This window comes from Streptomyces sp. NPDC051740, from assembly GCF_044453165.1.
In the GTDB taxonomy this organism is placed as follows: domain Bacteria; phylum Actinomycetota; class Actinomycetes; order Streptomycetales; family Streptomycetaceae; genus Streptomyces; species Streptomyces atrovirens.
The window spans coordinates 76,653-101,981 of the sequence record NZ_JBITCL010000018.1 but is presented as its reverse complement, the minus strand read 5'-3'; the positions used below and the strand labels follow the sequence as shown (position 1 = coordinate 101,981).

The following is a 25,329-nucleotide window of genomic DNA, read 5'->3' as shown; positions in this document are numbered from 1 at the left end:
CATGGAGCGGATGCCGTTGCCGCCGCTCAGGGGCGACCCCTGCCTGCCGATGCCCCTGGCCGACCACCCCCTGTCGGTAACCAGTGGTGGCCGCACCGGGTTCTGGCACCTCGCCCTGGTGCGGCCTGCCTTGACGGCGTCGTCCGGCACTCCTTACTCTAACGACGTTAGAAAAGTTAACGGCGTTAGGTCGGTGCGATCCGGACCGGTGTCGCGCCGTCTCGGAGCAAGGAGACTCACATGCGTACGCGCACTCTCGTTCCCGGCCTCGCTGTCGGAGTGGCCGCGGCGGCTCTGATAGCCGGCACTGTCGGTGCCGGACCCGCGGCCTCTTCCGAGGCGTCGCCCGGCCCGCAGGCCGCGCAGGCCGGGACGCGGCAGGCCGTGGGCCCGGCGAAGCACGAGAAGGACCGGGTGCCGGCGATCGGGCGGCGCTGGGCCGCCGCGTGGACGACGGGCGACACCCGCGATCTCGCCCGTCTGTACACCAAGGACGCGGTCTACACCGACCGTGCCGTCGACTTGGTGTTCCGCGGTCCCGAGGGGGTCGAGGAGTGGGAGACCGGGTCTCGTCAGCTCATCGAGGATCTCAGGTTCGAGGCGACCGGTGGGTTCCGCGGGCGGGACGGGGTCGTGGTCGAGGGGGTGTTCTCCGGCCACATCGTCGGTGCGCCTCGTCCGTTCGCGGTCCCGCTCGTGACCGTGCTGCGGTTGCGCGGCGACCTGATCCAGTCGAGCAATGACTACTACAACCGGACTGAGATCCTGAGCGAGTCCGGCCTGCCCGCGGACTGGACCCCGCCCGGCAGTTGATGTCGCCCGCCGGGTCCGCCCCCCGCGGGGCGGGTCCGGCGTGAGGGGGCCGCGGGCGCGGGTGGCGGTCGTCCCGCCCCGGTCCGGTTCAAGCGGTTGACCTCCACCGGGGCCGGGCAGCACCGACGGACGGGCCGGCAGTCGGTCTCGGCCCGGTTGCGCGGAAACCGAACCGGACCCGAGTCGTTCCGGTGCCTACGCGTTCACCGGGAGGTCGGCCCGCCAGCCGCGAAGCAGCGTGTGCATCGCCTTCCGGGCGAGCTGCTGGGCGCGCTCGTTGCCGACGGTGCCGATGCGGCCGAGCGACGCTATGCCGGACAGCGCGCCCCAGACGATGTCGCAGGCTTCGTCGAAATCGGCCAGGACCACGTCGTGGGCGTCCGACCACGTGGTGAGGAGTTCCCTCAGGAGACCGATCATGGGGGCCGCCGCGCGCAGGCGCTCATCCGCGTCGACGGTGTTGTCGTTCATCACCTGATACAGGTGCGGGTGCTCGCCGGCGAACCGGACGCTCTCGGACGCGAGCAGCAGGAAGCGCCGGTCGATGTCGGGCTCCTCGGCGGCCTGCCGCAGCTCGGCCATCATCAGGCGGTGGCCGTGGGCGACGAGCTCCAGCACGAGCGCGTCCTTGTTGGCGAAGTGCTGGTAGACGACGGGTGCGGAGTATTCGACGGCGGTTGCTATGCGCCGGATCGTCAACGCCGTGGCGCCCTCGTTCTCGAGGATGTGCAACGCGGCCTCGATGATCCGCTCGCGGGTGCTCGCGCGTTCGCGGGCCCGTCTGGCGCCGGTCGGCATCGTTGGCACCTCGCTTCCAGCGTGTCCTCGGTACGAGCCGCCGGCGTCGGCGGCACCGTCACGGCACAGCCATCCTAACAACGTTAGAAGGGCTTGGACCGTGTCCTACATGGTCTAAGTGGGCAGCAGGGTGCCCCTCTTGGAGAGCAGGAACTTCTTGAAGGCCGCCACCGGGGGTGTGTCCGGGTGGCCGGACAGCCAGGCCACGCCGATTTCTCTTGCCGCCCTGGGGGACGTGACCGTCAGTTCCACCACTCCGGGGCGGGGGAAGGCCGGTGGGGGGAGGAGGGCCACGCCCAGGCCCGCCGCCACCAGGCCGCGCAGGGTTTCGGCTTCCTCGCCCTCGAAGGCGATACGGGGTTTGAAGCCGGCCCGGGCGCAGAGGTCGTCGGTGATGCGGCGGAGGCCGTAGCCGGGTTCCAGGGTCACGAAGGTCTCGTCGGCGGCCTCGGCGAGGCGGACGCGGCGGCGGGCGGCGAGACGGTGGTCGGCGGGGACGACCAGGCGCAGCTTCTGTTCGTCGAGGCGGCGGGCGACCAGGTCGGGGGCGTCGGGCACCGGGGAGGTCAGGCACAGGTCGAGTTCGCCCGCGCGGAGGCCTTCCAGCATGGCCTCGCCGTAGTTCTGGACCAGGCTGAAGCGGATGCGCGGGTGGTCGGCGCGGAAGGCCTGCAGCAGGCCGGGTACGGTCTCGGCGCCCATGGTGTGCAGGAAGCCGAAGGCGACCTTGCCGGTGGCGGGGTCGGCGTCGGCGCGTACCTCGTCGGCGGCGCGCTCGATCTCGGCGAGGGCGCGTTCGACGGAGGTGAGGAAGGTGCGGCCGGCCGGGGTGAGGGAGACCGTGCGGCCGTGGCGGGCGAACAGTTCGACGCCCAGGTCCTGTTCGAGGCGGACCATCGCGCGGGAGAGGGTGGACTGCGGGACCTGCATCTCCTGGGCGGCGCGGGTGACGTGCTCGGTGCGGGCGACGCCGGCGAAGTGGGCGAGGCGGGGTGCGAGCAGTCTCGACATGTCGTCCGTGTCTCGTGTGTCACTGGTCTGTGACAGTCTCCTCTGTGACCTCTGCTGATGCGCCATGGGAACGATTATGGCGATTCCATGCATTGGACGGATGAGCGGGGGCGTACGTAGTTTCGAGGCATGACTCCCGCCAGTACCGGGGCGTCCACCAGTGTGGGCGCCGTCGCATCCGTTCCCTCCGTCCAGCCGCCCGTCCCCGAGTCCCGGATGTCTCCGGGCGGACCCGGTTACCGCCGGATGAGTCTCGCCCTGTTCCTCGCGGGCGTCGCGACCTTCGCGCTGCTGTACTCCACCCAGGCCCTGCTGCCGCTGATCTCCGGCGACTTCGCGGTGAGCGCGGGCGACGCGAGCTGGACGGTGGCGGCGGCCACCGGTGGGCTGGCGCTGTTCGTGCTGCCGATGAGCGCGCTGTCGGAGCGCTACGGCCGGCGTACGGTCATGACGGCGTCCTTGGCCGTCGCGGTGACCCTCGGACTGCTGGTGCCGTTCGCACCGTCGCTGGGCGCGCTGGTGGCGCTGCGCGCGCTGCAGGGTGCGGCGCTGGCCGGGCTGCCGGCGTCGGCGACGGCGTATCTCGCGGAGGAGGTCACGCCGAAGGCGCTGGTGACCGCGATCGGGCTGTTCGTCGCCGGTAACAGTGTCGGCGGGATGAGCGGCCGGGTGATCACCGGCTGGGTGGCGCAGGAGTGGGGCTGGCGGGTCGCCGTCGGGGTGATCGGCGTGGTCGCGGTGGCGTGCGCGGTGGCGTTCCGGCTGCTGCTGCCGGCGCCGAGGCACTTCCGGGCGGGCTCGCTGCGGCCGGGTGTGCTGGTGCGGACCGTCCGCGGGCATCTCGCCGATCCGCTGCTGCGGCGGCTGTACGCGATCGGCGCGCTGTTCATGACGGTGTTCGGCGGTGTCTACACGGTGATCGGCTACCGGCTGACCGAGGCGCCGTTCTCGCTGCCGCAGGGCATCGTGGGCTCGATCTTCCTGGTGTACCTGGTCGGCACGGTCTCGGCGTCGGCGGCGGGGCGGCTGGTGGGGCGGCTGGGCCGCCGGGGCGCGCTGTACGCGGGTGGCGGGACGACCGCGGCGGGGCTGCTGCTGTCGCTGGCGGGATCGTTGCCGGTGGTGCTGCTGGGGCTGGTGCTGATCACGGCGGGGTTCTTCGCGGGGCACGCGGTGGCGTCGTCGGCGGTCGGGAAGACGGCGACGGTGGGGCGGGCGCAGGCGTCGGCGCTGTATCAGTCCGCGTACTACGTGGGGTCCAGCGTGGGGAGCACGGTGGGGGCGCTGGCGTTCCACGCGGGAGGCTGGGGCGGGACGGTGGGGGTCGGGCTGGTGGCGGTGGCCGGGGTCGCGGCGATCACCCTGGCCGGGACGCGGGCGGCGGCGCGGGCGGAGCGGACGGTCGTGGTCCGTCCGGCCTGACTTCTCCCGCCCCCGCCGCCCCTTCCCGTCCCGAACCCGGGGCTCCGCCCCGGACCCCGCTCCTCAAACTCCCCCGGAGGGGGTACCCCCGGAGAGGCTGAATTTCAGCCTCTCCGGCGTTTGAGGAGCGAGGGTCCAGGGGCAGCGCCCCCGGGAAGGGGCGGCGGGGGCGGGACATTTTCGCGTCAGCCACCCCCTGACCTGCACGTTCATCCGCACGGCGGGCCGTTGTCAGTGGGCTGCGGTAGCTTCCGAAGTGGTGGACCAAGACGACACCACATGGGGTGGGTGGACGATGACGAACGGCGCCGCGACGACGACCGACCTGGACGCCGGGCTGGAGGCGTACCGGGTCGAACTGACCGGGTACTGCTACCGGATGCTGGGCTCCTCCTTCGAGGCGGAGGACGCGGTGCAGGACACGATGATCCGCGCCTGGCGCAGCTTCGAGAAGTTCGAGGGCCGCTCCAGCCTGCGCTCGTGGCTGTACCGCATCGCGACCAACGTCTGCCTGGACATGCTGACGGCGGGCAACAAGCGGGCGAGGCCGATGGATCTGACCGATTCCACCCCGTTGGCGCAGGCGGCACTGTCGCCCCGCCCGGACAGCACGTGGCTGGAGCCGATGCCCGACTCCCGGGTGCTGCCCACGCCCGCCGACCCGGCGGAGGCGGCGGTCGCCAAGGAGTCGGTGCGGCTCGCCTTCATGGCCGCGTTGCAGCAGCTGCCGGCCAGGCAGCGGGCGGTGCTGATCCTGCGCGAGGTGCTGGCCTGGAAGGCGAGCGAGGTCGCCGAACTGCTGGGCACGTCGGTCGCGTCGGTGAACAGCGCGCTCCAGCGGGCCCGGGCGACGCTCGCGGAGCGGCGGCAGCCGGGCGCCGACGCGTCGGTCTCCGACCCGCTGGACGAGGAGCAGCGGAAGCTGCTCGATCGCTATGTCGCGGCGTTCGAGGGGTACGACATGTCGGCGCTGACCGCGCTGCTGCACGAGGACGCCGTCATGACGATGCCGCCGTTCGACCTGTGGCTGACCGGCACCGAGGACATCACGGGCTTCATGACGACGCTGGGCGCCGCCTGCTCGGGGTCGCGGCTGATACCGGTGGAGGTCAACGGGCTGCCGGGGTTCGCGCAGTACAAGCCGGACCCGGAGGCCGGCGGCTTCACACCGTGGGCGGTCCAGGTGCTGGAGATCTCAGACGGCCGGATCACCGGGTTCCACTGCTTCCTCGACACCGAGCGGTGGTTCCCGCTGTTCGACCTGCCCCTCCGTCTCGAAGCGGAGGCCGACCAGGTCGAGCAGCGCGCATAGCGCCGGGGAGGGGTCGCGCAGCCGTATCCGGCCCCCGGCCCGGCGGGCGGTGAGCTGGAGCCGCGCGAGCAGGTTCACGGCGGCGAGACCGGCCGGCCCCAGCCCGGCGACATCGCACACCACCACCCGGTCCGAGCCGCCGCCACCGCCGCCGTCCATCAGCGCCCGCAGCGCGTCGCAGGGCCCGCTCACCTCGTCCGGGGCGAGAGGGCCGTCGAGCACGAGTACGGGCGGTGTCATGGCATCCACGACCGGTAGACCGGGCGGTGGCGCACAACTCATCGCGGGGCCGGCGCCGCAAGGATCACATTGACCTGGAAGCGGCCCTCCACGGAGGGTTGGCTGTATGTGCCATAGATCATCCCCGCCCGCGGTGTCCGTTGCCCTTCGCGTCCGCGAGGAGCCGCCGTGCAGGGGGTGCTGAGCGGGTTCCTGGTGATCGCCGTCGTCATCGGCGTCGGCTACGTCATCGGCCGCCGGGGGCATCTCGGCGCACAGGGCCGCGAGGTCCTGACGAAGCTGGCGTTCCATGTGGCGTCCCCGGCTCTGCTGTTCACCACGCTCGCGCAAGCCGATCTGTCGGTGGTCTTCTCCAGCCGCCTCCTGGTCACCGCGCTGAGCACGGCGGCGGTGGCGGGCGTCTTCGTCGCGGTGGGTGTCGTACGGGGCTGGGGGGTGGGCCGCACCACCATCGGCGCCCTGTGCTCCAGCTACGTCAACTCCGGCAACCTGGGCATCCCGATCGCGGTGTACGTGCTGGGCGACGCCTCGCTCGTGGCGCCGGTGCTGCTGTTCCAGCTGGTCGGGGTCACGCCGGTCGCGCTGACGATCCTCGACCTGTCGACGGCGGGCGAGAAGCAACCGCTGTGGCGGCGGCTGCTGACCCCGTTGCGCAATCCGATCGCGGTGGGGTCGCTGGCGGGGGTGGCGGTGTCGGCGGCCGGGGTCGAGATACCGGGGCCGGTCTGGGACCCGGTGACCCTGATCGGCAACATGGCGGTCCCCGCCGTACTGCTCGCCTTCGGCATCTCGCTGCGCGGCAGCACGCTGCCCCTGCGGGGCGGTGACCGCGGCGCCGTCCTGCTCGCCGTGGCGCTGAAGGCGGTGGGCCAGCCGCTGGCCGCCTGGGCCCTGGCGGTCGGGGTCTTCGGGCTGCGCGGGGCGCACCTGCTGGACGTGGTGGTGACGTCGGCCCTCCCGGCCGCCCAGAACCTCTTCACCTACGCGAGCAGCTACCGGGTGGGCGAGAAGCTGGCCCGGGAGGCGATCCTGGTGTCGACGGTGCTGTCGGTGCCGGTTCTCGTGGTGGTGGCGGCGCTGCTGGGGTGACGGCGAACGGGACCGGTGGGGGTCCACCGGTCCCGTTCATCCGATCAGGGAAACCGCAGGTCAGGCGATACGTTCCAGCACGACCGGCGTGGCGGAGAAGTCCGTGCCGGGGGCCTCGATGTCGTAGGAGCCCTCGATCGACTTCAGGGCGTAGTCGAAGCGGTCCGGGGTGTCCGTGTGGAGGGTCAGGAGGGGCTGGCCCTCCGTCACGGTGTCGCCGGGCCTGGCGTGGAGTTCGACGCCCGCGCCCGCCTGGACCGGGTCCTCCTTGCGGGCGCGGCCCGCGCCGAGGCGCCAGGCGGCGACGCCGATGCCGTAGGCGTCGAGGCGGGTCAGGACACCGGAGGACGGGGCCTTGATGACGTGCTGTTCCCGGGCGACCGGCAGTTCCGCGTCCGGGTCGCCGCCCTGGGCCGTGATCATGCGGCGCCAGACGTCCATGGCGGAGCCGTCGGCGAGGGCCTTCGCCGGGTCGGCGTCGCGCAGGCCCGCCGCGTCCAGCATCTCGCGGGCCAGGGCGAGGGTCAGCTCGACGACGTCCGCGGGGCCGCCGCCCGCCAGGACCTCGACCGACTCGCGGACCTCGAGGGCGTTGCCGGCGGTCAGGCCGAGCGGGGTGGACATGTCGGTGAGGAGGGCGACCGTCCTCACGCCGGAGTCGGTGCCCAGGCCCACCATGGTGCGGGCCAGTTCGCGGGCGTCGTCGATCGTCTTCATGAAGGCGCCGGTGCCTACCTTCACGTCCAGGACCAGGGAGCCGGTGCCCTCCGCGATCTTCTTCGACATGATCGAGGAGGCGATGAGCGGGATCGCCTCGACCGTGCCCGTGACGTCCCGGAGGGCGTACAGCTTCTTGTCCGCCGGGGCCAGTCCGTCGCCCGCCGCGCAGATCACGGCGCCGGTGCCGTCCAGCACCGACAGCATCTCCTCGTTGGAGAGCAGCGCGCGCCAGCCGGGGATCGACTCCAGCTTGTCGAGCGTGCCGCCGGTGTGGCCGAGGCCGCGGCCGGAGAGCTGGGGGACGGCCGCGCCGCAGGCCGCGACGAGCGGGGCCAGCGGGAGGGTGATCTTGTCGCCGACGCCGCCGGTGGAGTGCTTGTCGGCGGTGGGGCGGGACAGGGACGAGAAGTCCATGCGCTCGCCGGAGGCGATCATCGCGGCCGTCCAGCGGGCGATCTCGCCGCGGTTCATGCCGTTGAGGAGAATCGCCATGGCGAGGGCCGACATCTGCTCGTCGGCCACCTCCCCGCGGGTGTACGCGTCGATCACCCAGTCGATCTGCTCGTCGCTGAGTTCGCCGCGGTCCCGCTTGGTGCGGATGACGGAGATGGCGTCCATGGCCATGGCTGGCGTTCCTTCCGGAGGTGCGAAGGGTGCGGCCCCTCCGGTCGACGGTATCGACGGGTGTCGACAGCCGCTCGGAGGGGCCGTACGGGAATTACTTGGTGAGGTGCTGGGGGCCGAAGGCCTGGGGCAGCATCTCCGAGAGCGGCAGGATGCCCGCCGGGGTCTCCAGGAGCAGACCGGGGCCGCCGAACTCGTACAGCAGCTGGCGGCAGCGGCCGCACGGGACGAGGATCTCGCCGTCGCCGTCCACGCAGGTGAAGTGGGTGAGCCGGCCGCCCCCGGTGCGCTGGAGCTCCGAGACCAGTCCGCACTCGGCGCACAGGCCGAGTCCGTACGAGGCGTTCTCGACGTTGCAGCCGGACACCGTGCGTCCGTCGTCGACCAGGGCAGCCACCCCGACCGGGTATCCCGAGTAGGGGGCGTAGGCGTGGGACATGGCGTCCCGTGCCACGGCGCGCAGCGCCTCCCAGTCGATGCCGGCCGCGGTGGGTCCGGAGGAGGTCACTTGCCCTGTCCCTTCCGGTACGGCATGCCGTCCGCCTTCGGCATGCGCAGCCGCTGCGCGGAGAGCGCGAGGACGACGAGGGTGATGACGTACGGCGTGGCGGAGACGACCTGGTTGGGGACCTCGTTGGTGGTGGCGTACCAGGTCCAGACGAGGGCGCCGATGACCAGGGTGATCACCGCGTTGACGTACTTCTTGCGGACGGCCAGCCAGATCGCGCCGATGACCAGCAGCAGCGCGCCGAGCAGCAGCAGGGCGTGCACGTTGGCGGAGCCGCCGCGCAGGTTGAGGCTGTCGGTGTAGCCGAAGAGGCCGGCGCCGATGGCGAGGCCGCCGGGCATCCAGTTGCCGAAGATCATCGCGGCGAGGCCGATGTAGCCGCGGCCGCTGGTCTGGCCCTCCAGGTAGAAGGGGTTGGCCACGATGGAGAGGAAGACGCCGCCGAGGCCGGCCAGGCCGCCGGAGATGATCACGGCGAGGTACTTGTACTTGTAGACGTTGACGCCGAGGGACTCGGCGGCGATCGGGTTCTCACCGCAGGAGCGCAGGCGCAGGCCGAAGGCCGTGCGCCACAGGATCCACCAGGTGGCGGGGATGAGCGCGACGGCGATCAGGGTCAGCCAGGAGACGTCGGTGACCAGTCCGCCGAGCAGGCCGGCGACGTCGGAGACGAAGAACCAGCCCTTGTCGTTGAGGTCGCTCAGGGCGTCGGACAGTCCCGGCACGGTGAAGTGGCCGAGGGACTCGACCGCCGGGGACTGCTTGGCGGAGCCGCCCTGGTGGCCCTCGAAGGCGAGCGGGGCGAGGTAGCGGGTGGCGCCGAGGGCGAGGATGTTGATGGCCACACCGGAGACGATGTGGTTGACGTTGAAGGTGACGGTGACGACGGCGTGCAGCAGTCCGCCGAGGCAGCCGCCGATGATGCCGACGAGGACGCCGGTCCACGGGCCCCACTGGAATCCGGCCCAGGCGCCGAACCAGGTGCCGAGGATCAGCATGCCCTCGAGGCCGATGTTGACGACGCCCGCGCGCTCGGCCCAGAGGCCGCCGAGACCGGCGAGGCCGATCGGGACGGCGAGCTGGAGGGCGGTGGACATCTGGCTGACGTTGGTGATGCCGTCCGCACCGGTGACGAGGCGGACGATCGAGACCAGCGCCAGGGCTCCGGCGATGACCAGGAGCAGTACGGGCCACGACATGCGGCGGCCGGTCGGCGGTGCGTGTTCCAGCGACGGCTGGTTGACGTCGGTCGCTGTGGTCGGAGCGGTCATCGGCCGGCCACCTCCTTCGTGGTGTTGTTGTCGGCGCCCAGGACGTGGCCGGCGGCGAGCTCCGCGCCGACCCGGCGCTGCTGGCGGCGCAGGCCCCACTCGCGGACGGCCTCGTAGGAGACGACGACCGAGAGGACGATCAGGCCCTGCATGATGACCGCGATCTCCTTGTCGTAGCCGTGGAAGTCCAGCTCGGGCGAGGCCTTGTCGAGCCAGGCCCACAGCAGGGCGGCGAAGGCGATGCCGACCGGGCTGTTGCGGCCGAGCAGGGCGATGCCGATGCCGAGGAAGCCGATGCCGGTGGGGAAGTTGAGGTTGTAGGTGTGGGAGTCGCCGAGGAGGATCGGCAGGCCCGCGAGGCCGGCGATGGCGCCGGAGAGCAGCATGGCGGTGAGGACCATGCGCCTGGGGTCGACGCCGCTGGCGGAGGCGGCGGACTCGGAGGCGCCGGAGGCGCGCAGGTCGAAGCCGAAGCGGGTGCGGTTGAGGGTGACCCAGTAGCCGATGCCGAGCAGGACGGCGAGGATCACCAGGCCGTAGATCTCGCCGGCCGCGCCCATGTCGATGCCGGGGATCCAGCCGGACTCGTGCATCTCGCCGGTGGTGCTGTTGTTGCCGATCTTGACGCCGAAGACGTCCGGCTTCCACATGTAGACGATGAGCGAGGTGGCGATCGCGTTGAGCATGATCGTGGCGACGACCTCGCTGACGCCGCGGGTGACCTTGAGGACACCGGCGATGCCGGCCCAGAAGGCGCCGGTGAGCACGGCGGTCAGCAGCAGCAGCGGGACCTGGAGGAACGCCGGGAGGGCGGCGTGGGCGCCGACGACGGCGGCCATCATGGCGCCGAGCTGGTACTGGCCGTCGACGCCGATGTTGAACAGGTTCATGCGGAAGCCGATGGCGACCGCGAGGGCGGCGATGTAGTACATCGAGGCCTGGTTGATGATCAGGACCTGGATGTCGGAGAAACCGGCCTGCTCGAACATCAGGGCGAACGGTTCGACCGGGTTCTTGCCCGAGGCGATCAGGACGATCGCGCTGAGCACGAAGGCCACGGCGAGCGCGATGACCGGACCGGCCACCGCGAGGAGTACGCGCTCCTTGTCGAACTTCTTCATCAGCGGGCCTCGTCTTCCGCACCCCGGCCGCCGTCGGCCGGGGTCTCTTCGTGCTCCAGGTGGCCCTCGGCGGCGCCGGTCATGGCGGTGCCGAGTTCCTCCGGGGTGATGGTGGCCGGGTCGGCGTCCGCGACCAGCTTGCCGTCGTAGATCACCCGGAGGGTGTCGGACAGGCCGATGAGCTCGTCCAGGTCGGCGGAGATCAGCAGGACGGCCAGGCCCTCGCGGCGGGCCTCGCGGATGTGGTCCCAGATGGCGGCCTGCGCGCCGACGTCCACACCGCGGGTGGGGTGGGCGGCGATCAGGAAGCGCGGCTTGTGGCTCATCTCGCGGCCGACGATCAGCTTCTGCTGGTTGCCGCCGGACAGGGAGGCGGCGGTGACGTCGATGCCGGGGGTGCGGACGTCGTACTCGGTGACGATCCGGCGGGTGTCCTCCTGGGCGGCCTTCGGGTCGAGCCAGACGCCCTTGGCGTTGGGCTTCTCGGTGACGTGGCCGAGGATGCGGTTCTCCCAGAGGGGGGCCTCCAGGAGCAGGCCGTGGCGGTGGCGGTCCTCGGGGATGTAGCCGATGCCCTGTTCGCGGCGCCTGCGGGTGGCCCAGGAGGTGATCTCCTCGTCGGCCAGCCGGATGACGCCGGCGTCGGCGTGCTTCAGGCCGATGAGGGCGTCGACCAGTTCGGTCTGGCCGTTGCCCTCCACGCCGGCGATGCCGAGGACCTCGCCCGCGTGGATGGTGAAGCTGATGTCGTCGAGCAGGGCCTTGCCGCCGGGGGCCGCCAGGCGCAGCTTGTCGACGGTGATGACGGGGCGGTCGGTGACCGTGGACTCGGCCGTCTCGGGGGTGGGCAGCTCGCTGCCCACCATCAGCTCGGCGAGCTGGCGCGGGGACGTCTCGGCGGGGACGGCCGTGCCGACCGTGGTGCCGCGGCGGATGACGGTGATCTCGTCGGCGACGGAGAGGACCTCGCCCAGCTTGTGGGAGATGAAGATGACCGACAGGCCCTCGGCCTTCAGCTCGCGCAGGTTGTCGAAGAGGGCGTCGACCTCCTGCGGCACGAGGACGGCGGTGGGCTCGTCGAGGATCAGGGTGGTGGCGCCGCGGTAGAGGACCTTGAGGATCTCCACGCGCTGGCGGGCGGCGACGCCGAGCTCCTCGACCAGGACGTCGGGGCGGACTCCGAGGCCGTAGCGGTCGGAGAGCTCCTTGATCCTGCGGCGGGCCTTGCCGCCGATGCCGTGGAGCTTCTCGCTGCCGAGGACGACGTTCTCGAGGACGGTGAGGTTGTCGGCGAGCATGAAGTGCTGGTGCACCATGCCGATGCCGCGGACGATGGCGTCGGCGGGCGAGGAGAAGCTCACCTGTTCGCCGTGGATCGTGATGGTGCCCTCGTCCGGCTTCTGCATGCCGTAGAGGATCTTCATCAGGGTCGACTTGCCGGCGCCGTTCTCGCCGACGAGGGCGTGGACGGTGCCCTTGCGGACCGTGAGGTGGATGTCGTGGTTGGCGACGACGCCGGGGAAGCGCTTGGTGATGCCGGCGAGTTCGACGGCGGTCACCGGATCGTTGACCGCCGCTCCGGCCGGAGGGCTGCTGGACGCGTTGATGACGCACTCTCCTGGGGACGGGGGCCGTCTACGCGCGTAGCGCCCCTACGGCATACAAAGGGGTGGCGCACCTGACCGACGGGGTACGAGGAGCCCGGCTCCTCGTACCCCGTCGAGCGGACGCGACCCCGGGTTGTTCAGGGGTGACTTGCCTCAGCTCGACTTGACCTTGATCTCGCCGCTGATGATCTTCTCCTTGGCCGTCTCGATGGCTTCCTGGAGCTCGGCGTCGTCCGCGAACTTCGGGTTGGAGTTCGACAGGCTCACCTCACCCGTCTTCAGATCGCCCTTGACGATACCGGTCGTGGGAGTGCCGTCCTCGACCGACTTCGCCAGGTTGTACACGGCCTTGGCGACGTCCTTCATCGCCGAGGTAAGGATCGAGTCCTTGTACTTGGCGAGGGCTTCCTGCCGGTACTGGTCGGAGTCGACACCGATCGCCCACACCTTGTTGGCGGCGGCGGCCTCGATGACGCCCTGGCCGGACAGGCCGGCGGCCGCGTAGACGACGTCGGCCTTCTTCTCGATCTGGCCCTCGGCGGCGCTCTTGCCCTTGTCGGGGCTGGAGAAGCCGCCCTCCTCCGCGGTCTGCGTCAGGAACTGCGAGATGACCTTGACCTTGGGGTCGGTGTCCTTGACGCCCTGCTCGAAGCCCGCGCGGAACTTGTGGATCAGCGGGATGTTCACACCGCCCACGAAGCCGACCGTGTCGGTCTTGGTGGTCCTGGCGGCGGCGACACCGGCCAGGTAGGAGGCCTGCTCCTCGGAGAAGACCAGGTCGGCGACGTTCTTCGCCTCGATCGTGGCGTCGTCGACGATGCCGAAGGTGGTGTCCGGGAACTTCTCCGCGGCACCCTTCACGGCGGCGGCGTACGCGTAGCCGACACCGACGACCGGGTTGTAGCCCTGCTTCGCCAACGAGACCAGGCGCTGCTCCTTGTCGGCGTCGGTCTCGCCGTCGGTGGGCTCGACGTCGGCCGTCTCGTAGCCGAACTCCTTCTTCGCCTGCTCCAGACCCGCGTACGCGGCGTCGTTGAAGGACTGGTCGCCCTTGCCGCCGACGTCGTACGCGATGGCGAGGCCCTTGTCGCCCTTCGAGTCGGACGAGCTCGAAGAGGTGGAGGTGCCGCCGCAGGCGGAGAGAACGAGGGCCAGGGAGGCGGTCGCTGCGCCTGCGACCGTGATCCGGGAAATCCGGCGCATGTGTGGTGCTCCTAGTCGTACAAGCGCCGGGGACGTGTTCAGCTGCGGCGCTGGCTTTGCCGCAGATTAACGCGCGTAGACCTGCCTGAAAACCCCTTCTGTCCACCTTGTTATGCGGCCGTGGCCAATACGGCGCCGAGCGGTGGGCAGGGTGTTGCCGGGCGCGAACGGGGGGTGGCTGTGGGTGAGCGGTCGCCCTGAGGGCTTCGCTCCCGGACCCTCTTCGCGCCCACGCGGCGGAGCCGCATACCGGCACGGCCCGCGCCCCTCGAAGGGGCGCGGGAACGACGGAGAGGGCCGGCGCCCGATGGGCCGGCCCTCTCCGTGCGTGTGCACCGGGTCCGGCTACTCAGTCTTGACCTGGATGGAGCCGTCGATGATGCCTTCCTTGGCCTTGGCCACGGCGTCCGTCAGGCCGGCGATCCCGGCCATCTTCGGGTTGCTCTCGGACAGGCCGACACCGTTCACCTTGAGGTCGAAGACCTGGGTGCCGGTCAACGGCTTGCCGTCCTCGACGGACTCGGCCAGGGCGTACACCGCGCCGCCGACGTCCTTGAGGGCGGAGGTGAGGATGTAGTCCTTGTACGCGGCGAGGGCTTCCTGCTGGTACTGGTCGGAGTCGACACCGATCGCCCAGACCTTCGCCTTGGCGGCGGCCTCGATGACGCCCTGGCCGGAGAGACCGGCCGCCTGGTAGATGACGTCGGCCTTCTTCTCGATCTGGCCCTCGGCGGCGGCCTTGCCCTTGTCGGGGCTGGAGAAGCCGCCCTCCTCCGCGGTCTGGGTGAGATACTGCGGGATCACCTTGACCTTGGGGTCGGTGGCCTTCACGCCCTGCTCGTAGCCGGCCTGGAACTTGTGGATCAGTGGGATGTCCACACCGCCCACGAAGCCGACGATGCCGGTCTTGGTGGCCTTGGCTGCGGCGACACCGGCGAGGTAGGAGGCCTGCTCCTCGGCGAAGACGAGGGAGGCGACGTTGTCGCCCTCGACGACGGAGTCGACGATGCCGAAGGTGGTCTTCGGGTACTTCTCGGCGACGGCCTTCATCGCGGGGCCGTAGGCGAAGCCGACGCCGATGACCGGGTTGTAGCCCTGGCGGGCCAGCGAGGCCAGGCGCTGCTCCTTGTCCGCGTCGGTCTCACCTTCGGTGGGCTCGACGTCGGCGGTCTTGTAGCCGAACTCGTCCTTGGCCTTGGTGAGGCCGGCGAAGGCCGCGTCGTTGAAGGACTGGTCGCCCTTGCCGCCGATGTCGTAGGCGATGGCGAGGCCGAGGTCTTCCTTGGAGCCTCCGCTGTCGCCGTTGTCACCGCTGGTGCCGCCGCAGGCGGTGGCGGCCAGTGCGAGCGAGGCGACCCCCACCGCGACGCGGGTCAGTTTGGATATCCGACGCATCTGAAGTTCCCCATTCTCCAAAGCCCCGCAGTGGGCGCTCGGTTCGGCGCACATTAACGCGCGTAGACACTCCTGGGAACGGGGTCGAGCGGGGCCGTTATCCATTCGTGCCGGTGGCCGGTTACGTCCTTGTGAACCAGGGGGCCGTACGAGGCCGTACGGGGTCGAAGCGGGCGATCGGTGCGGGGGGCGCGGGGCGCGGGTGTACGCGGCCCACGCTGCCTCTGGTGTGCGGGGTGCGCAAGCGGAGTGGGTGGGAGAGGTGACGGTGGGGGCCGGTTGGGGGGTGGGGGCCGGGCGGGGGGTTTCGCCCCCGCCGCCCCTTCCCGTCCCGGGGGGGGGGGGGGGGGCCGGCCGCGGCGGCCCCCCCCCGGCGGCGGGGGGGGGGGGGGGGCGCGGGGGGGGGGCCGCCCCCCCCCCCCCGCCCGCGGGGGGGGGGGGGGCCCCCCGGGGGGGGGGGGGGGGGGGGCGGGGGGGGGGGGGGGGGGGGGGGGGGCCCGGGGGGGGGGGGGGTTTCGCCCCCGCCGCCCCTTCCCGTCCCCGGGGCTCCGCCCCGGACCCCGCTCCTCAAACGCCGGAGGGGCTGGGTTGTGCCGGAAGGGCTGAAACGCCTAGCGCAGGGCGTCCAGGAGGGCCGCGCCGGTGAAGAGTTCCACTCCTACGGTGATGGCGTGTTCGTCCACGTCGAAGTCGCCCTGGTGCAGGTCGCGCACGGTGCGCTCACCCGGGGGGCGGACGCCGAGGCGGGCCATGGCGCCGGGGACGCGCTCCAGGTACCAGGAGAAGTCCTCGCCGCCGAGGCTCTGTTCGGTGCCCTCGACGGAGTCGGCTCCGCGCCGGGCGATCATGGCGTCGCGCAGCAGCTCGGTGGCGCCGGCCTCGTTGACGACCGGCGGGACGCCGCGCACGTAGGTGATCTCCGACTTGGCGCGGTGCAGGTTGGCCACCTCGTCGATGGCGGCGACCACGATGTCGGGGGCCTGCCGCCAGGTCTCCAGGTCCAGGCAGCGCACGGTGCCGGACAGCTCGGCGTGCTGCGGGATGACGTTGGGCGCGTGGCCCGACTCGACCCGGCCCCAGGTCACGGCGAGTCCGCTGCGGCTGTCGACCCGCCGGCCGACCAGCGCGGGCACGTCGGTGACGACCCGCGCGGCGGCGGTGACCAGGTCGGTGGTCAGGTGCGGGCGGGCGGTGTGGCCGCCGGGTCCGTCGAGGGCGATCTCCAGCCGGTCGCAGGCGGAGGTGATGGCGCCCTCGCGCAGTCCGATCTTCCCGGCGTCGACGCGGGGGTCGCAGTGCACGGCGAGGATCCGGCCGACGCCGTCGAGTCCGCCGTCCTCGACGACCTCGGCTGCGCCGCCGGGCAGCACCTCCTCGGCGGGCTGGAAGATCAGCCGTACGGGGCGGGGCAGCAGGCCCTGGCGGTGCAGTTCGGCGAGGACCAGACCGGTGCCGAGCACGACGGTGGTGTGCACGTCGTGGCCGCAGGCGTGGGCCCGGTCGGGCACGGTGGAGCGGTAGGGGCAGTCGGCCTTCATGTCGGGGATGGGCAGGCCGTCGATGTCGGCGCGGAGGGCGAGCATCGCCGAGTCCGTGCCGGCCTCGTCGTCGGTGCCGATGTCACAGATCACGCCGGTGCCGCCGGAGAGGACGCGCGGCTTCAGACCGGCCCGCTCGAGGCGTTCCTTGATCGCCGCGGTGGTGCGGAACTCCTGGTGACCGAGTTCCGGGTGCATGTGCAGGTCGCGCCGGAAGGCCACGAGTTCGGCGCGCAGGGCCTCGGGCAGCGCGCCGGGGAGCACCGCTCCTCCGGGGAGATCGATCTCGGACTCCAGTGACATCAGTGGTTTCACCCTTTGAAGGGTAGGGCGCCGGAGCCGTCCGCTGACCCCCGATCAAGAAAAATCAGCCCGTTGGGGGGAGAAAATCCGGTCGCCCTACGCATAGCCGTGTATTGAGGTGGGTACACTCACCGCCTTTTTGCGAGGGTATAGGCCGTTGGCCTGCCGGTCCATGAGGTCGATCACAATCCGGGACATGGTTCCGGCACCCGTCCACTCCTCACGGTTACCACGATCGGCCGAAGGCACGCGGGCGGGTTCATTCGGCGGATGCCGGCAGGCGACGGCTGCTATTCGGCACCGAGCACGCGAAGGCCGTGGTGGAGGCGGAAGTCCTCGTAGTCCTTGAGGTTGAGAGTGGCCGGCGGCAGGTCGTAGGTGAGGGCGCTGGCGGCGATCCACATGTCGTTGGTGGGGCGGGGCCGGCCACGCTGTATCCCGGCGGCGGACAGTCGTCCCCAAGTGGTGGCGACGGCTTCGTCACCCGGAAGGACGGGGACATCGGCGAGCCAGTCGGCGAGTTCCTGGCGGCTTCGGGTGCCCCAGTGACGGATCTCCATCCACTTCGTGAGTTCACCGTAGGTCACGAAGGTGATCAGCGGTTTACGGCCGATCAGACGGGTCGCCAGTGCTCCGGTCAGCTTGCGCTTGTGCAGCAGGGAGGCGACGTCGGTGTCGAGGATGACGGGTTGCACGCGGCGGGCTCAGGCGGCGTCGGTGTCGAGGATGACGGGTTGCACGCGGCGGGCTCAGGCGGCGTCGGTGTCGAGGATGACGGGTTGCACGCGGCGGGCTCAGGCGACGTCGCGACGGCGCCCGGCGTAGGTGAAGGCGAGGAACTCTTCCAACTCCTCGTCCGACTCGAAGGTGTCGGCGGCGAGGTCGTCCAGGGAACGGATCGGCTGGGTGTTCTTCGCTGCCAGCAACTCCTCGACCGACAGGCGCGGCCTCGGCCGCGGGTGGCTGAAGCCCCCGGACGCGGACACACTCATCAGGACCTCCAGCGGGGCGAGAACCGGCTCCACGGCCGGCGTACGGGCGCTCTCACCTGGTGACATCAGGTTTCGCCGACACGAACGAGCACCCGAACATCCGCTCCCTTCCGGTGTCGGGGATTCAGACCGCCGGAGCCGTCCGCAGGTGGTGGGCGGACCTGGCCGTGTCGGTGACGTTGGCCAGGAAGCCCTGGGCGCGGGGGGAGGCGTGCTTGGTCAGCCAGGCGGGGTCTATGTCGCACACCACGACGCGGACGCCGGTGCCGGCGAGGGCCAGCGGGAGGGTGTGGACGACCGTGGAGGGGAAGCTGAGGACGGTGGCGCCGACGGGGCCGCGCCGGGCGACGATCTCCAGCGGGAGCTCGGGGCGGACGATCTCCAGTCCCGTCTCGACGGCGAGCCGGTGGAGTTTCTCCGTGCTCTCGCGGCGGTGGGCGAAGTAGCGCTTGGCGCCGTGCGTGGCGACCAGGGCGCGTACGGCCTCCAGGTAGGCGTCGGCGTCCACCACGCCGGTCTCCACCAGGGACGTGCCGACCATGTCGGCGCCCCGGGTGACGCGGGGCGGGCCGAAGCGGTCCCGGGTCCAGGTGAAGGTGTGGGAGCTGACGGTGACGCCGGGCGGGGTGTCCTCCATGGGCATGGAGGTGAAGACCTCCACCGTGCGCTTCTCACCGGGGGTGAGCCGGCGCCGGGCGGCGGCGGACACGGGGGCGAGGACGAGTTCGCGGGGGCCGGGGCGGCCGCCCTTGCGGTGCCAGCGCACCAGGCGTTCGCCGCGGGCCAGCTGGCCGACGAACTCCATGGTCGCGGTGCCGTCGTCGACGACGACGACCTCACGGGCGCGGGTGATCGTCAGCAGCAGCTGGACGTAGCGGGAGAAGGGGTCGCCGAGGACGACACGGGTGGCCCGGCGGAGCGGGGCGGTCAGACCGCCGACCGTCTGGAACGGTGCGCCGGCTCCGCCCCGCGCCTCCTCCCAGCGGACCTCGTGGCCCTCCTCGCGGGCCAGCTCCGCCATGCGGCGCAGCTGGCCGCGGGTCATGGGGTCGACCGGGGACAGCACCACGAGGGTGAGCCCCACGCCGGGCGCATGCGTGTGCGCCCACTCCAGCACGTTGAGCAGTTGTACCGGGCTCTCGACGAAGGCGAGAGTGTGGGGGCCGGGCCGGCCGGCGCGGGGGCTCATCGACGTACGACCGTTCCCGTCGTCGTAAGGGATGGGTGGGTTCGGTTGCTCAGACGGCGAGGGGCTCGCCGGCGGCGGTGGCGATCTCCGCCTCGGCGACCACGCCGGTGACGCGGCGCAGCTTCTTCATCGGGCCGAGCTCGGAGTCGTAGACCTTCTTGACGCCGTCGCCGAGGGAGGCCTCGATGGTGCGGATGTCGCGGACCAGGCGGGTCAGGCCCTGCGGCTCGACGGAGGCGGCCTGGTCGGAGCCCCACATGGCGCGGTCGAGGGTGATGTGGCGCTCGACGAAGACGGCGCCGAGGGCGACGGCGGCGAGGGTGGTCTGCAGACCGGTCTCGTGGCCGGAGTAGCCGATCGGGACGTTCGGGTACTCCTGCTGGAGGGTGTTGATGACGCGGAGGTTGAGCTCCTCGGCCTGCGCCGGGTACGTCGACGTGGCGTGGCACATGAGGATGTTGTCGCTGCCCAGGACCTCGACCGCGTGGCGGATCTGCTTCGGGGTGGACATGCCGGTGGAGAGGATGACCGTACGGCCGGTGGCGCGCAGGGCGCGCAGCAGCTCGTCGTCGGTGAGGGAGGCGGAGGCCACCTTGTGGGCGGGGACGTCGAACTTCTCCAGGAAGGCGACGGCCTCGGTGTCCCACGGGGAGGCGAACCAGTCGATGCCCTTCTTCTTGCAGTAGGCGTCGATCTGGCGGTACTCGTCCTCGCCGAACTCCACGCGGTGGCGGTAGTCGATGTACGTCATCCGGCCCCAGGGGGTGTCGCGCTCGATGTCCCACTGGTCGCGCGGGGTGCAGATCTCGGGGGTGCGCTTCTGGAACTTGACCGCGTCGCAGCCGGCCTCGGCGGCGGCGTCGATCAGCTTGAAGGCGTTCTCGATGTCACCGTTGTGGTTGATGCCGATCTCGCCGGTGACGTACACGGGGCGGCCGGGGCCGGCCTCGCGGGTACCGAAGGTGCGGATGCGGGAGTTGACGCTCATGAGCCGGGGTTTCCTTACTTGGGGAGGGAGTCGAGAGAGGGACCGAGGATCCAGCCGGCGATCTCTCGGATCGCGCCGTCACCGCCGGGGAGGGTGGTGACCGCGCGTGCGGCGCCGCGTACGACGTCGTGGGCGCTCGCGACCGCCACGGGCCAGCCGACGAGGGCGAAGCACGGGAGGTCATTGACGTCGTTGCCGACGTAGAGCACGCGCTCCGGCGCGATGCCCTGCTCCTCGCACCACTGCTTCAGTGCGAGGTCCTTGCGGTCGATGCCGTGCAGCACGGGGAGCCTGAGCTTGCGTGCGCGGGCGGCGACGACCGGGTTCTGTTCCGTGGACAGGATGAGCAGCTTCAGGCCGCTGCGGCGCAGGGCCGCGATGCCGAGTCCGTCCCCGCGGTGCACGGAGACGAACTCCCGTCCGTCGGAGTCGATCAGCACCCGGTCGTCGGTCTGGGTGCCGTCGAAGTCGAGGACGACCGCGTCGATGTCGTCGGCGGTCGGGAGGGCGCCGGGCCGCTCCGCGTCGAAGAGCGGGGCGAGGGCGCGGGCCCGGGCGAGGTCGTGCGGGTCGTCTATCTCCAGCACGCGGGCCGGGTCGGTGCGGACGAGTTCGGTGCGGCCGAAGAAGCGGTGCCTGTGCTCGCGGAAGCCGGCCGCGTCCATGGCGTAGGCGGCGCCGGTCTCCAGGAGGTCCTGGGGGCGGTCCTGGCGGCGGGGGCGGAAGGACTTGTCGTGGTTGACGCCGTGGCCCCCGGCGGCGGTCGGGTCGGCGTCGGCGGTGGTCGTCGTCCCGTCCGCCGCGTCGCGCCAGATGAAGCCGTGGAACGGGGCGACGGTCACCGCGGTGTCGGCGTCCTGGTCGACGACCGCGCCGGCCACTCCGTCGATGTCCTCGCGGAGCAGGAAGGGGCTGGTGCACTGCACGAGCAGGACGACGTCCACGGGGGCGCCGTGCAGGGCCTCGTGGGTGTCCATGGCGTGCAGGACGGCGGCCTCGGAGGTGGCGGTGTCGCCGGCGATGGCGGCGGGCCGCAGCACGACCTCGGCGCCGGCCTGCCGGGCGGCGGCCGCGATGGCCTGGTCGTCGGTGGAGACGACGACGTCCGTGACGTACCGGGCGGCGCGGCACTCGCGCACGGCGCGCGCCACCAGGGGGACGCCGCCGACGGGGGCGAGGTTCTTCGCGGGTACGCCCTTGGAGCCGCCGCGCGCGGGGATCACGGCGAGCACCCGGCGCACCGCCGGCGGGTTGGACATGGGATCAGCTCCTTGAGCAGGGGTCGGGCCGGTCACAGTTCGCCCATCCGGCGGATCACCGGGGCCACGCGCTGCACTCCGTGCCGGTAGGCGCCGCGCGCCGCCCGGCGCACGATCTGCCGGACCGGTCCGGGCTCCCTGTCGGTGGCGGGCGCGCCGGGCAGCGGGGTGCCGTCCGGGCCGAGGTGGTGGCGGGCGAGGAGGCCGGGCAGGTAGCCGGGCGCGGTGACGGGCGTGTAGTACGGGGTCAGCGGCGGGAGTCCGCCGGGCCGGCCGAGCAGTTCGGCGATGCGTTCGCGGGCCGTGTCGAAGGCCGTCCCGTACGAGCCGCCCACCGCGACCCCCTGCCGTGCCACCCACTCCGCGTCGGGCTCCGGACGGTGTCCGGTGTCGAGCTGGTCCCAGGAGGCGAGGCAGCCGGAGCCGACGAAGTGGTGGTTGCCGAGGGCTTCCCGGATGCCGAGGTCGGTGAGGACCACGGTGGGGATGCGGCGGTGCAGCGACTCCAGCGCGGCCGTGGAGCTGACCGTGACGAGGAGGTCGGTCCGGTCGAGGACCTCGCCCATGTGCCCGTACACGAGGCGGAAGTTGGGCGGCAGGTCCTGCCGCTGGGCGAGCTTCTGGTAGGGCAGTTCCTCGATGTGCGTGGTGTGTTCGCCGGGCTTGGAGCGCAGCTTCAGCAGCACTTCGCGCTCGGGGTGCCGGCGGGCGTGCCGCACCAGCCGGTCCAGCAGGTACGTACGGTCCTTGCGGCTCTCCGGGACGGAGGGCTGGGCGGCGAAGACGACCGTGTAGGGCCTGTGCCCTTGCTTCGCAGAGGGGTCGTGTTCGCCCTCGTAGGCGGCCCCGCCGAGGAACGGCAGCGCGACCTCGGTCACCGAGGAGGCGTCGGCGCCCACCCCTTCGTACACGGCGCGGAAACGGTCCGCGTCCTGACGGGAGTTGGCGAGCACCAGGTCGGCGCCGTGACGCAGCAGCAGGCCGTCGGCGAGCTTCTCGTAGACGACACCGACGTATCCGGTGACGACGACGGGCCGCCGCGGCCGGTCCTCCCAGGCGCGCTTGAGTCCGTGCAGCATCGCCTGCACCCCGCCGCCGACCAGGGCGAGCACGAGGAGGTCGTACGACTCCTCGCGCATCGCGCGCAGGAACTCGACGGCGGTGACCTCGCGGAGCGAGTCCGCGGTGACGCCGACCTCGCCGAGCTGGCGGGCGGTGGGGGTGGCGCGGCCCCGCAGCAGGAATCCGTCGAGGCGGACGTCCCGCGGCGCGACGCGGTTCGCGGTGAGCGCGCCCCATTTCCACCGGGTGTCGGAATCCGCGAGGACCGCGACCCTGAGAGGCTTCGTTGCACTTGTTGGCACGTCGAAGACGCTAGGAAGCGAATTCTAGGTATGGCCCAACCGTGAATCAACGAAAAGTTAACAACGCCCCACCGAGAGCCGAACCGACCCGCGGGAACGTGACACGTAGGCGCAATGCACCGTACGGACACATGGAGTTCATCCCCTGGACGGGCGCCGGAAAGGTGTCCGGCCGGGCGGGCCTCCTAGTGTTTCGAGGGTGCCAAAGCTTTCCGTGATCGTCCCGTTCTGCAACGTTCGGCAATACGCTCCCGACACCGTGCGGAGTCTTCGCGCGAACGCCCGGCCGGATTTCGAGTTCGTTCTGGTCGACGACCATTCCGAGGACGAGACCCCGGCGATTCTCGAGCGTGCGGCCGAGGACCTCTCGGAGGTCGCTCAGGTGCGCTACATCCGTCATGACAAGAATGCCGGGATCGCCGCCGCGCGCAACACCGGGCTGGACGCGGCGCGGGGCGAGTACCTGGCCTTCCTGGACGGCGACGACTGGTTCGCTCCGGGGTACCTGTCCCAACTGGTGGCGGCCGTCGAGGGGCTGGGCTGTGACTTCGTCCGCACCGACCACGTGCGGGTGACCGGCCGGGCCCGGTCGGTGCAGCGGGTCCCGGTCGGCCTGCGCGACGAGGTGCTGGACCCGCGGGACGCGATCCTGCCCGCGGACCGGACGACCGCGGTGGACTACGTGTCCGTCTGGGCCGGCGCCTACCACCGGCGGCTGCTGGAGCGGGGGCTGCTGCACTTCACCGAGGGGCTGCACACGGCCGAGGACCGGCCGTGGACCTGGAAGCTGCACCGGGAGGCGGAGTCGTTCGCCGTGGTCGGCCTGCTGGGCGTGTTCTACCGGCGCGGGGTCGCCTCCTCCCTCACCCGCATCGGTGATGTCCGCCAGCTCGACTTCATCCGCGCCTTCGACCTGATCGTCGAGGAGACTGCGGCGGACCGGGACGCCGACCGGCTGCTGCCCAAGGCGGTGCGGCAGTACTGCGCGATCATGGCCCATCATCTGGCCGAGGAGGACAAGTTCGAACCGGCCGTGGCCGGGCGGCTGCGGGCGATGAGCGCGGCGGCGCTCGACCGGCTGCCGCAGGACCTGCTCGGGGACGTACTGGAGACCATGGACATGGATCGTTCCGCCCGGCTGCGGCGGCTGCGGCGCCGGACCGGCGCGGGGAAGGGGGCCGCGTGATGTCCCGTACCACCCAGCTCTTCTGCGCCTCGTCGCTGTACGGCCTGGCCACGCTGGCGGCCGCGATCGAGTCCGGCTGCTTCACGGAGGCGGAGCGGCGGGTGCTGCTGGTGTGCAACAACGCCGAGGTTCCGGAGAGCGCGCCGGCGCTGAACGAGATGCCGGGCTTCGCGCCGCTGCGCGACCACTTCGACGACGTGCTCTCCTGGAACGAGGCCATCACTCCCTTCCACCCGGGAGCCTGGACGCCGCGCTCCGACGACGTCCCGCTCCTGGAGCGGCATCTGCGGCGGCTGTGGGGGCTCGGCGACGACCGCGTGGAACTGGTCCTGGAGTCCGTCGCGGTTCCCCCCGCCCTCGCGGTGGCCCAGGTGTTCACCGGGGCCCCGGTCCATGTCTACGCCGACGGGCTGATGGGCTACGGCCCCACCCGCGCCAAGCTCGACCCGCTGGTGGGCACGCGGGTGCGGCAGGTGCTCCACCTGGACCTGGTTCCGGGCCTCACGCCGATGCTGCTGACCGAGTTCGACGTGCCGGCGCGGGTGGTGCCGGCGGACGCCTTCCGGCAGGCGGTCGGTGAACTGTCCGGGGCGGCCGGCGGGCTGCCCGAACTGCCTGACGACGCGGCGCTGCTGGTCGGGCAGCGCCTGTCCGGGCTCGGCGTCCTCTCCGTGGGGGAGGAGGACGACCTGCATGCGCGGATGTTGCGGGGGACGGTCGAACGCGGCCACCGCGCCGTCGTGTTCAAGCCGCACCCCCTCGCGCCGGTCCGCCACGGCCGCGCGCTGGCAGCCGAGGCGGAGCGGCTCGGGGTGGACCTCACCGTCGTCGACGCCCTCGTGCCCGCCGAGGTGCTGTTCGAGAGGTCCCGGCCCGCGCTGGTCGTCGGCTGCTTCTCGACCGCGCTGTTCACGGCGTCCGCGCTCTACGGCCTGCCAGTGGCCCGCACCGGTACCGAGCGGGCCCTGGAGCGGCTGACGCCCTACCAGAACGGGAACCGCGTCCCGGCGGTCCTGGCCGACGCGCTGCTGCCGGCCCTGGAGCCCGGCGGCGGGGGCACCCTGCCCGCCGACGAGCTGAACGACCTGGTCACCACGCTCGGCTTCACCATGCAGCCGCAGATCCACCCGCCCCTGCGTCCGGTCGCCGAGCGCTACCTCGCACGGCACTTCGGCCCGCGCACCCGGCACTGGTTCAAGCGCAAGCGGCTCACCTCGCTGGGGCTTCCCGGCGGCATTCCGAAACGGCTGGCGTTCCTGCCCCGCAACACCACCGCGCGCCGGGTGGTGCGGCGGGCGCGGGCACTGGGGAAGGCCGTACGCCGCTGAGGAGCCCAGGACGTCGAGCCGACTGCTCGCAGTGGACTGTTCACCCGT

The 25,329-nt window shown here is 71.7% G+C and carries 23 protein-coding genes; 6 read left to right on the top strand and 17 right to left on the bottom strand.

Translation table 11 applies throughout. The features are described 5' to 3' along the window. Positions 1-240: 240 nt before the first annotated feature. Positions 241-813 (top strand): nuclear transport factor 2 family protein, encoded by a 573-nt coding sequence (locus tag ACIA6T_RS26785; protein WP_399449024.1) that lies wholly within the window; start codon positions 241-243, stop codon positions 811-813. A 195-nt stretch (positions 814-1,008) separates the two neighbouring features. On the opposite strand, the gene ACIA6T_RS26780 is transcribed toward ACIA6T_RS26785, so the two are convergent. Then, positions 1,009-1,611 (bottom strand): TetR/AcrR family transcriptional regulator, encoded by a 603-nt coding sequence (locus tag ACIA6T_RS26780; RefSeq protein ID WP_399449023.1) that lies wholly within the window; start codon positions 1,609-1,611, stop codon positions 1,009-1,011. A 114-nt stretch (positions 1,612-1,725) separates the two neighbouring features. Continuing rightward, the gene (locus ACIA6T_RS26775; RefSeq protein WP_399449022.1) at positions 1,726-2,688 is read right to left on the bottom strand and encodes a LysR substrate-binding domain-containing protein; all 963 of its coding nucleotides are present in this window, start codon (positions 2,686-2,688) and stop codon (positions 1,726-1,728) included. A 63-nt stretch (positions 2,689-2,751) separates the two neighbouring features. Here ACIA6T_RS26775 and ACIA6T_RS26770 point away from each other — a divergent pair, with 63 nt between their 5' ends. Both ACIA6T_RS26770 and ACIA6T_RS26765 read left to right on the top strand, forming a co-directional pair. Next, the gene (locus ACIA6T_RS26770) at positions 2,752-4,044 is read left to right on the top strand and encodes an MFS transporter (protein WP_399449021.1); all 1,293 of its coding nucleotides are present in this window, start codon (positions 2,752-2,754) and stop codon (positions 4,042-4,044) included. A 295-nt stretch (positions 4,045-4,339) separates the two neighbouring features. Then, a complete protein-coding gene (locus ACIA6T_RS26765; protein WP_399449020.1) occupies positions 4,340-5,356 on the top strand; it encodes a sigma-70 family RNA polymerase sigma factor in 1,017 nt (338 codons plus the stop codon). Here ACIA6T_RS26765 and ACIA6T_RS26760 read toward each other — a convergent pair. Further along, the gene (locus tag ACIA6T_RS26760) at positions 5,240-5,638 is read right to left on the bottom strand and encodes an STAS domain-containing protein (RefSeq protein ID WP_399449019.1); all 399 of its coding nucleotides are present in this window, start codon (positions 5,636-5,638) and stop codon (positions 5,240-5,242) included. The two genes, ACIA6T_RS26765 and ACIA6T_RS26760, sit on opposite strands and share 117 nt — an antisense overlap. Positions 5,639-5,764: 126 nt before the next feature. Between ACIA6T_RS26760 and ACIA6T_RS26755 the strand changes: the two genes are divergently transcribed. After that, a complete protein-coding gene (locus tag ACIA6T_RS26755) occupies positions 5,765-6,685 on the top strand; it encodes an AEC family transporter (RefSeq protein WP_385057318.1) in 921 nt (306 codons plus the stop codon). 60 nt (positions 6,686-6,745) lie between these two features. Here the strand turns inward: ACIA6T_RS26755 and ACIA6T_RS26750 are convergent, their stop codons facing one another. From ACIA6T_RS26750 to ACIA6T_RS26685, 14 genes are all read right to left on the bottom strand, one after another. Next, positions 6,746-8,023, bottom strand: a complete 1,278-nt coding sequence (locus ACIA6T_RS26750; RefSeq protein ID WP_399449059.1) for a thymidine phosphorylase — start codon at positions 8,021-8,023, stop codon at positions 6,746-6,748. Between the two features lie 100 nt (positions 8,024-8,123). Continuing rightward, positions 8,124-8,537 carry a cytidine deaminase gene (locus tag ACIA6T_RS26745; RefSeq protein ID WP_399449018.1) on the bottom strand — a complete coding sequence of 138 codons (414 nt, stop codon included), beginning with the start codon at positions 8,535-8,537 and terminating at the stop codon, positions 8,124-8,126. Beyond that, a complete protein-coding gene (locus ACIA6T_RS26740; protein WP_399449017.1) occupies positions 8,534-9,808 on the bottom strand; it encodes an ABC transporter permease in 1,275 nt (424 codons plus the stop codon). The genes ACIA6T_RS26745 and ACIA6T_RS26740 overlap by 4 nt, the downstream gene beginning before the upstream one ends. Beyond that, entirely contained in the window at positions 9,805-10,929 is a 1,125-nt protein-coding gene (locus ACIA6T_RS26735) for an ABC transporter permease (protein ID WP_030871457.1), read from the bottom strand. The genes ACIA6T_RS26740 and ACIA6T_RS26735 overlap by 4 nt, the downstream gene beginning before the upstream one ends. Then, on the bottom strand, positions 10,929-12,488 hold the full coding sequence (locus ACIA6T_RS26730) for an ABC transporter ATP-binding protein (protein WP_399449015.1): 1,560 nt from the start codon (positions 12,486-12,488) through the stop codon (positions 10,929-10,931). Before ACIA6T_RS26730 ends, ACIA6T_RS26735 begins: the two co-directional genes overlap by 1 nt. 201 nt (positions 12,489-12,689) lie before the next feature. After that, positions 12,690-13,739 carry a BMP family protein gene (locus tag ACIA6T_RS26725; RefSeq protein ID WP_399449014.1) on the bottom strand — a complete coding sequence of 350 codons (1,050 nt, stop codon included), beginning with the start codon at positions 13,737-13,739 and terminating at the stop codon, positions 12,690-12,692. 345 nt (positions 13,740-14,084) lie between these two features. Further along, complete coding sequence (locus ACIA6T_RS26720) at positions 14,085-15,134, bottom strand: BMP family protein (protein WP_399449013.1); 1,050 nt, start codon at positions 15,132-15,134, stop codon at positions 14,085-14,087. Between the two features lie 611 nt (positions 15,135-15,745). Further along, entirely contained in the window at positions 15,746-16,975 is a 1,230-nt protein-coding gene (locus tag ACIA6T_RS26715; protein WP_385057302.1) for a M20 family metallopeptidase, read from the bottom strand. A 290-nt stretch (positions 16,976-17,265) separates the two neighbouring features. Continuing rightward, a complete protein-coding gene (locus tag ACIA6T_RS26710; RefSeq protein ID WP_399449012.1) occupies positions 17,266-17,670 on the bottom strand; it encodes a type II toxin-antitoxin system VapC family toxin in 405 nt (134 codons plus the stop codon). 99 nt (positions 17,671-17,769) lie between these two features. Further along, positions 17,770-18,033 (bottom strand): hypothetical protein, encoded by a 264-nt coding sequence (locus ACIA6T_RS26705; protein ID WP_399449011.1) that lies wholly within the window; start codon positions 18,031-18,033, stop codon positions 17,770-17,772. A 58-nt stretch (positions 18,034-18,091) separates the two neighbouring features. Further along, positions 18,092-19,156, bottom strand: coding sequence for a hypothetical protein (locus ACIA6T_RS26700; protein ID WP_399449010.1), 1,065 nt, complete (start codon positions 19,154-19,156; stop codon positions 18,092-18,094). Positions 19,157-19,205: 49 nt separating this feature from the next. Then, positions 19,206-20,144 (bottom strand): N-acetylneuraminate synthase family protein, encoded by a 939-nt coding sequence (locus tag ACIA6T_RS26695; protein WP_399449009.1) that lies wholly within the window; start codon positions 20,142-20,144, stop codon positions 19,206-19,208. 14 nt (positions 20,145-20,158) lie between these two features. Continuing rightward, a complete protein-coding gene (locus ACIA6T_RS26690) occupies positions 20,159-21,403 on the bottom strand; it encodes a cytidylyltransferase domain-containing protein (RefSeq protein WP_399449008.1) in 1,245 nt (414 codons plus the stop codon). A 32-nt stretch (positions 21,404-21,435) separates the two neighbouring features. Next, a complete protein-coding gene (locus ACIA6T_RS26685) occupies positions 21,436-22,767 on the bottom strand; it encodes a DUF6716 putative glycosyltransferase (RefSeq protein WP_399449007.1) in 1,332 nt (443 codons plus the stop codon). A gap of 199 nt (positions 22,768-22,966) precedes the next feature. On the opposite strand from ACIA6T_RS26685, the gene ACIA6T_RS26680 reads away from it, so the two are divergent. After that, positions 22,967-23,953, top strand: coding sequence for a glycosyltransferase family 2 protein (locus ACIA6T_RS26680; protein WP_399449006.1), 987 nt, complete (start codon positions 22,967-22,969; stop codon positions 23,951-23,953). Next, on the top strand, positions 23,953-25,281 hold the full coding sequence (locus ACIA6T_RS26675; protein ID WP_399449005.1) for a polysialyltransferase family glycosyltransferase: 1,329 nt from the start codon (positions 23,953-23,955) through the stop codon (positions 25,279-25,281). The genes ACIA6T_RS26680 and ACIA6T_RS26675 overlap by 1 nt, the downstream gene beginning before the upstream one ends. Positions 25,282-25,329: the final 48 nt, after the last annotated feature.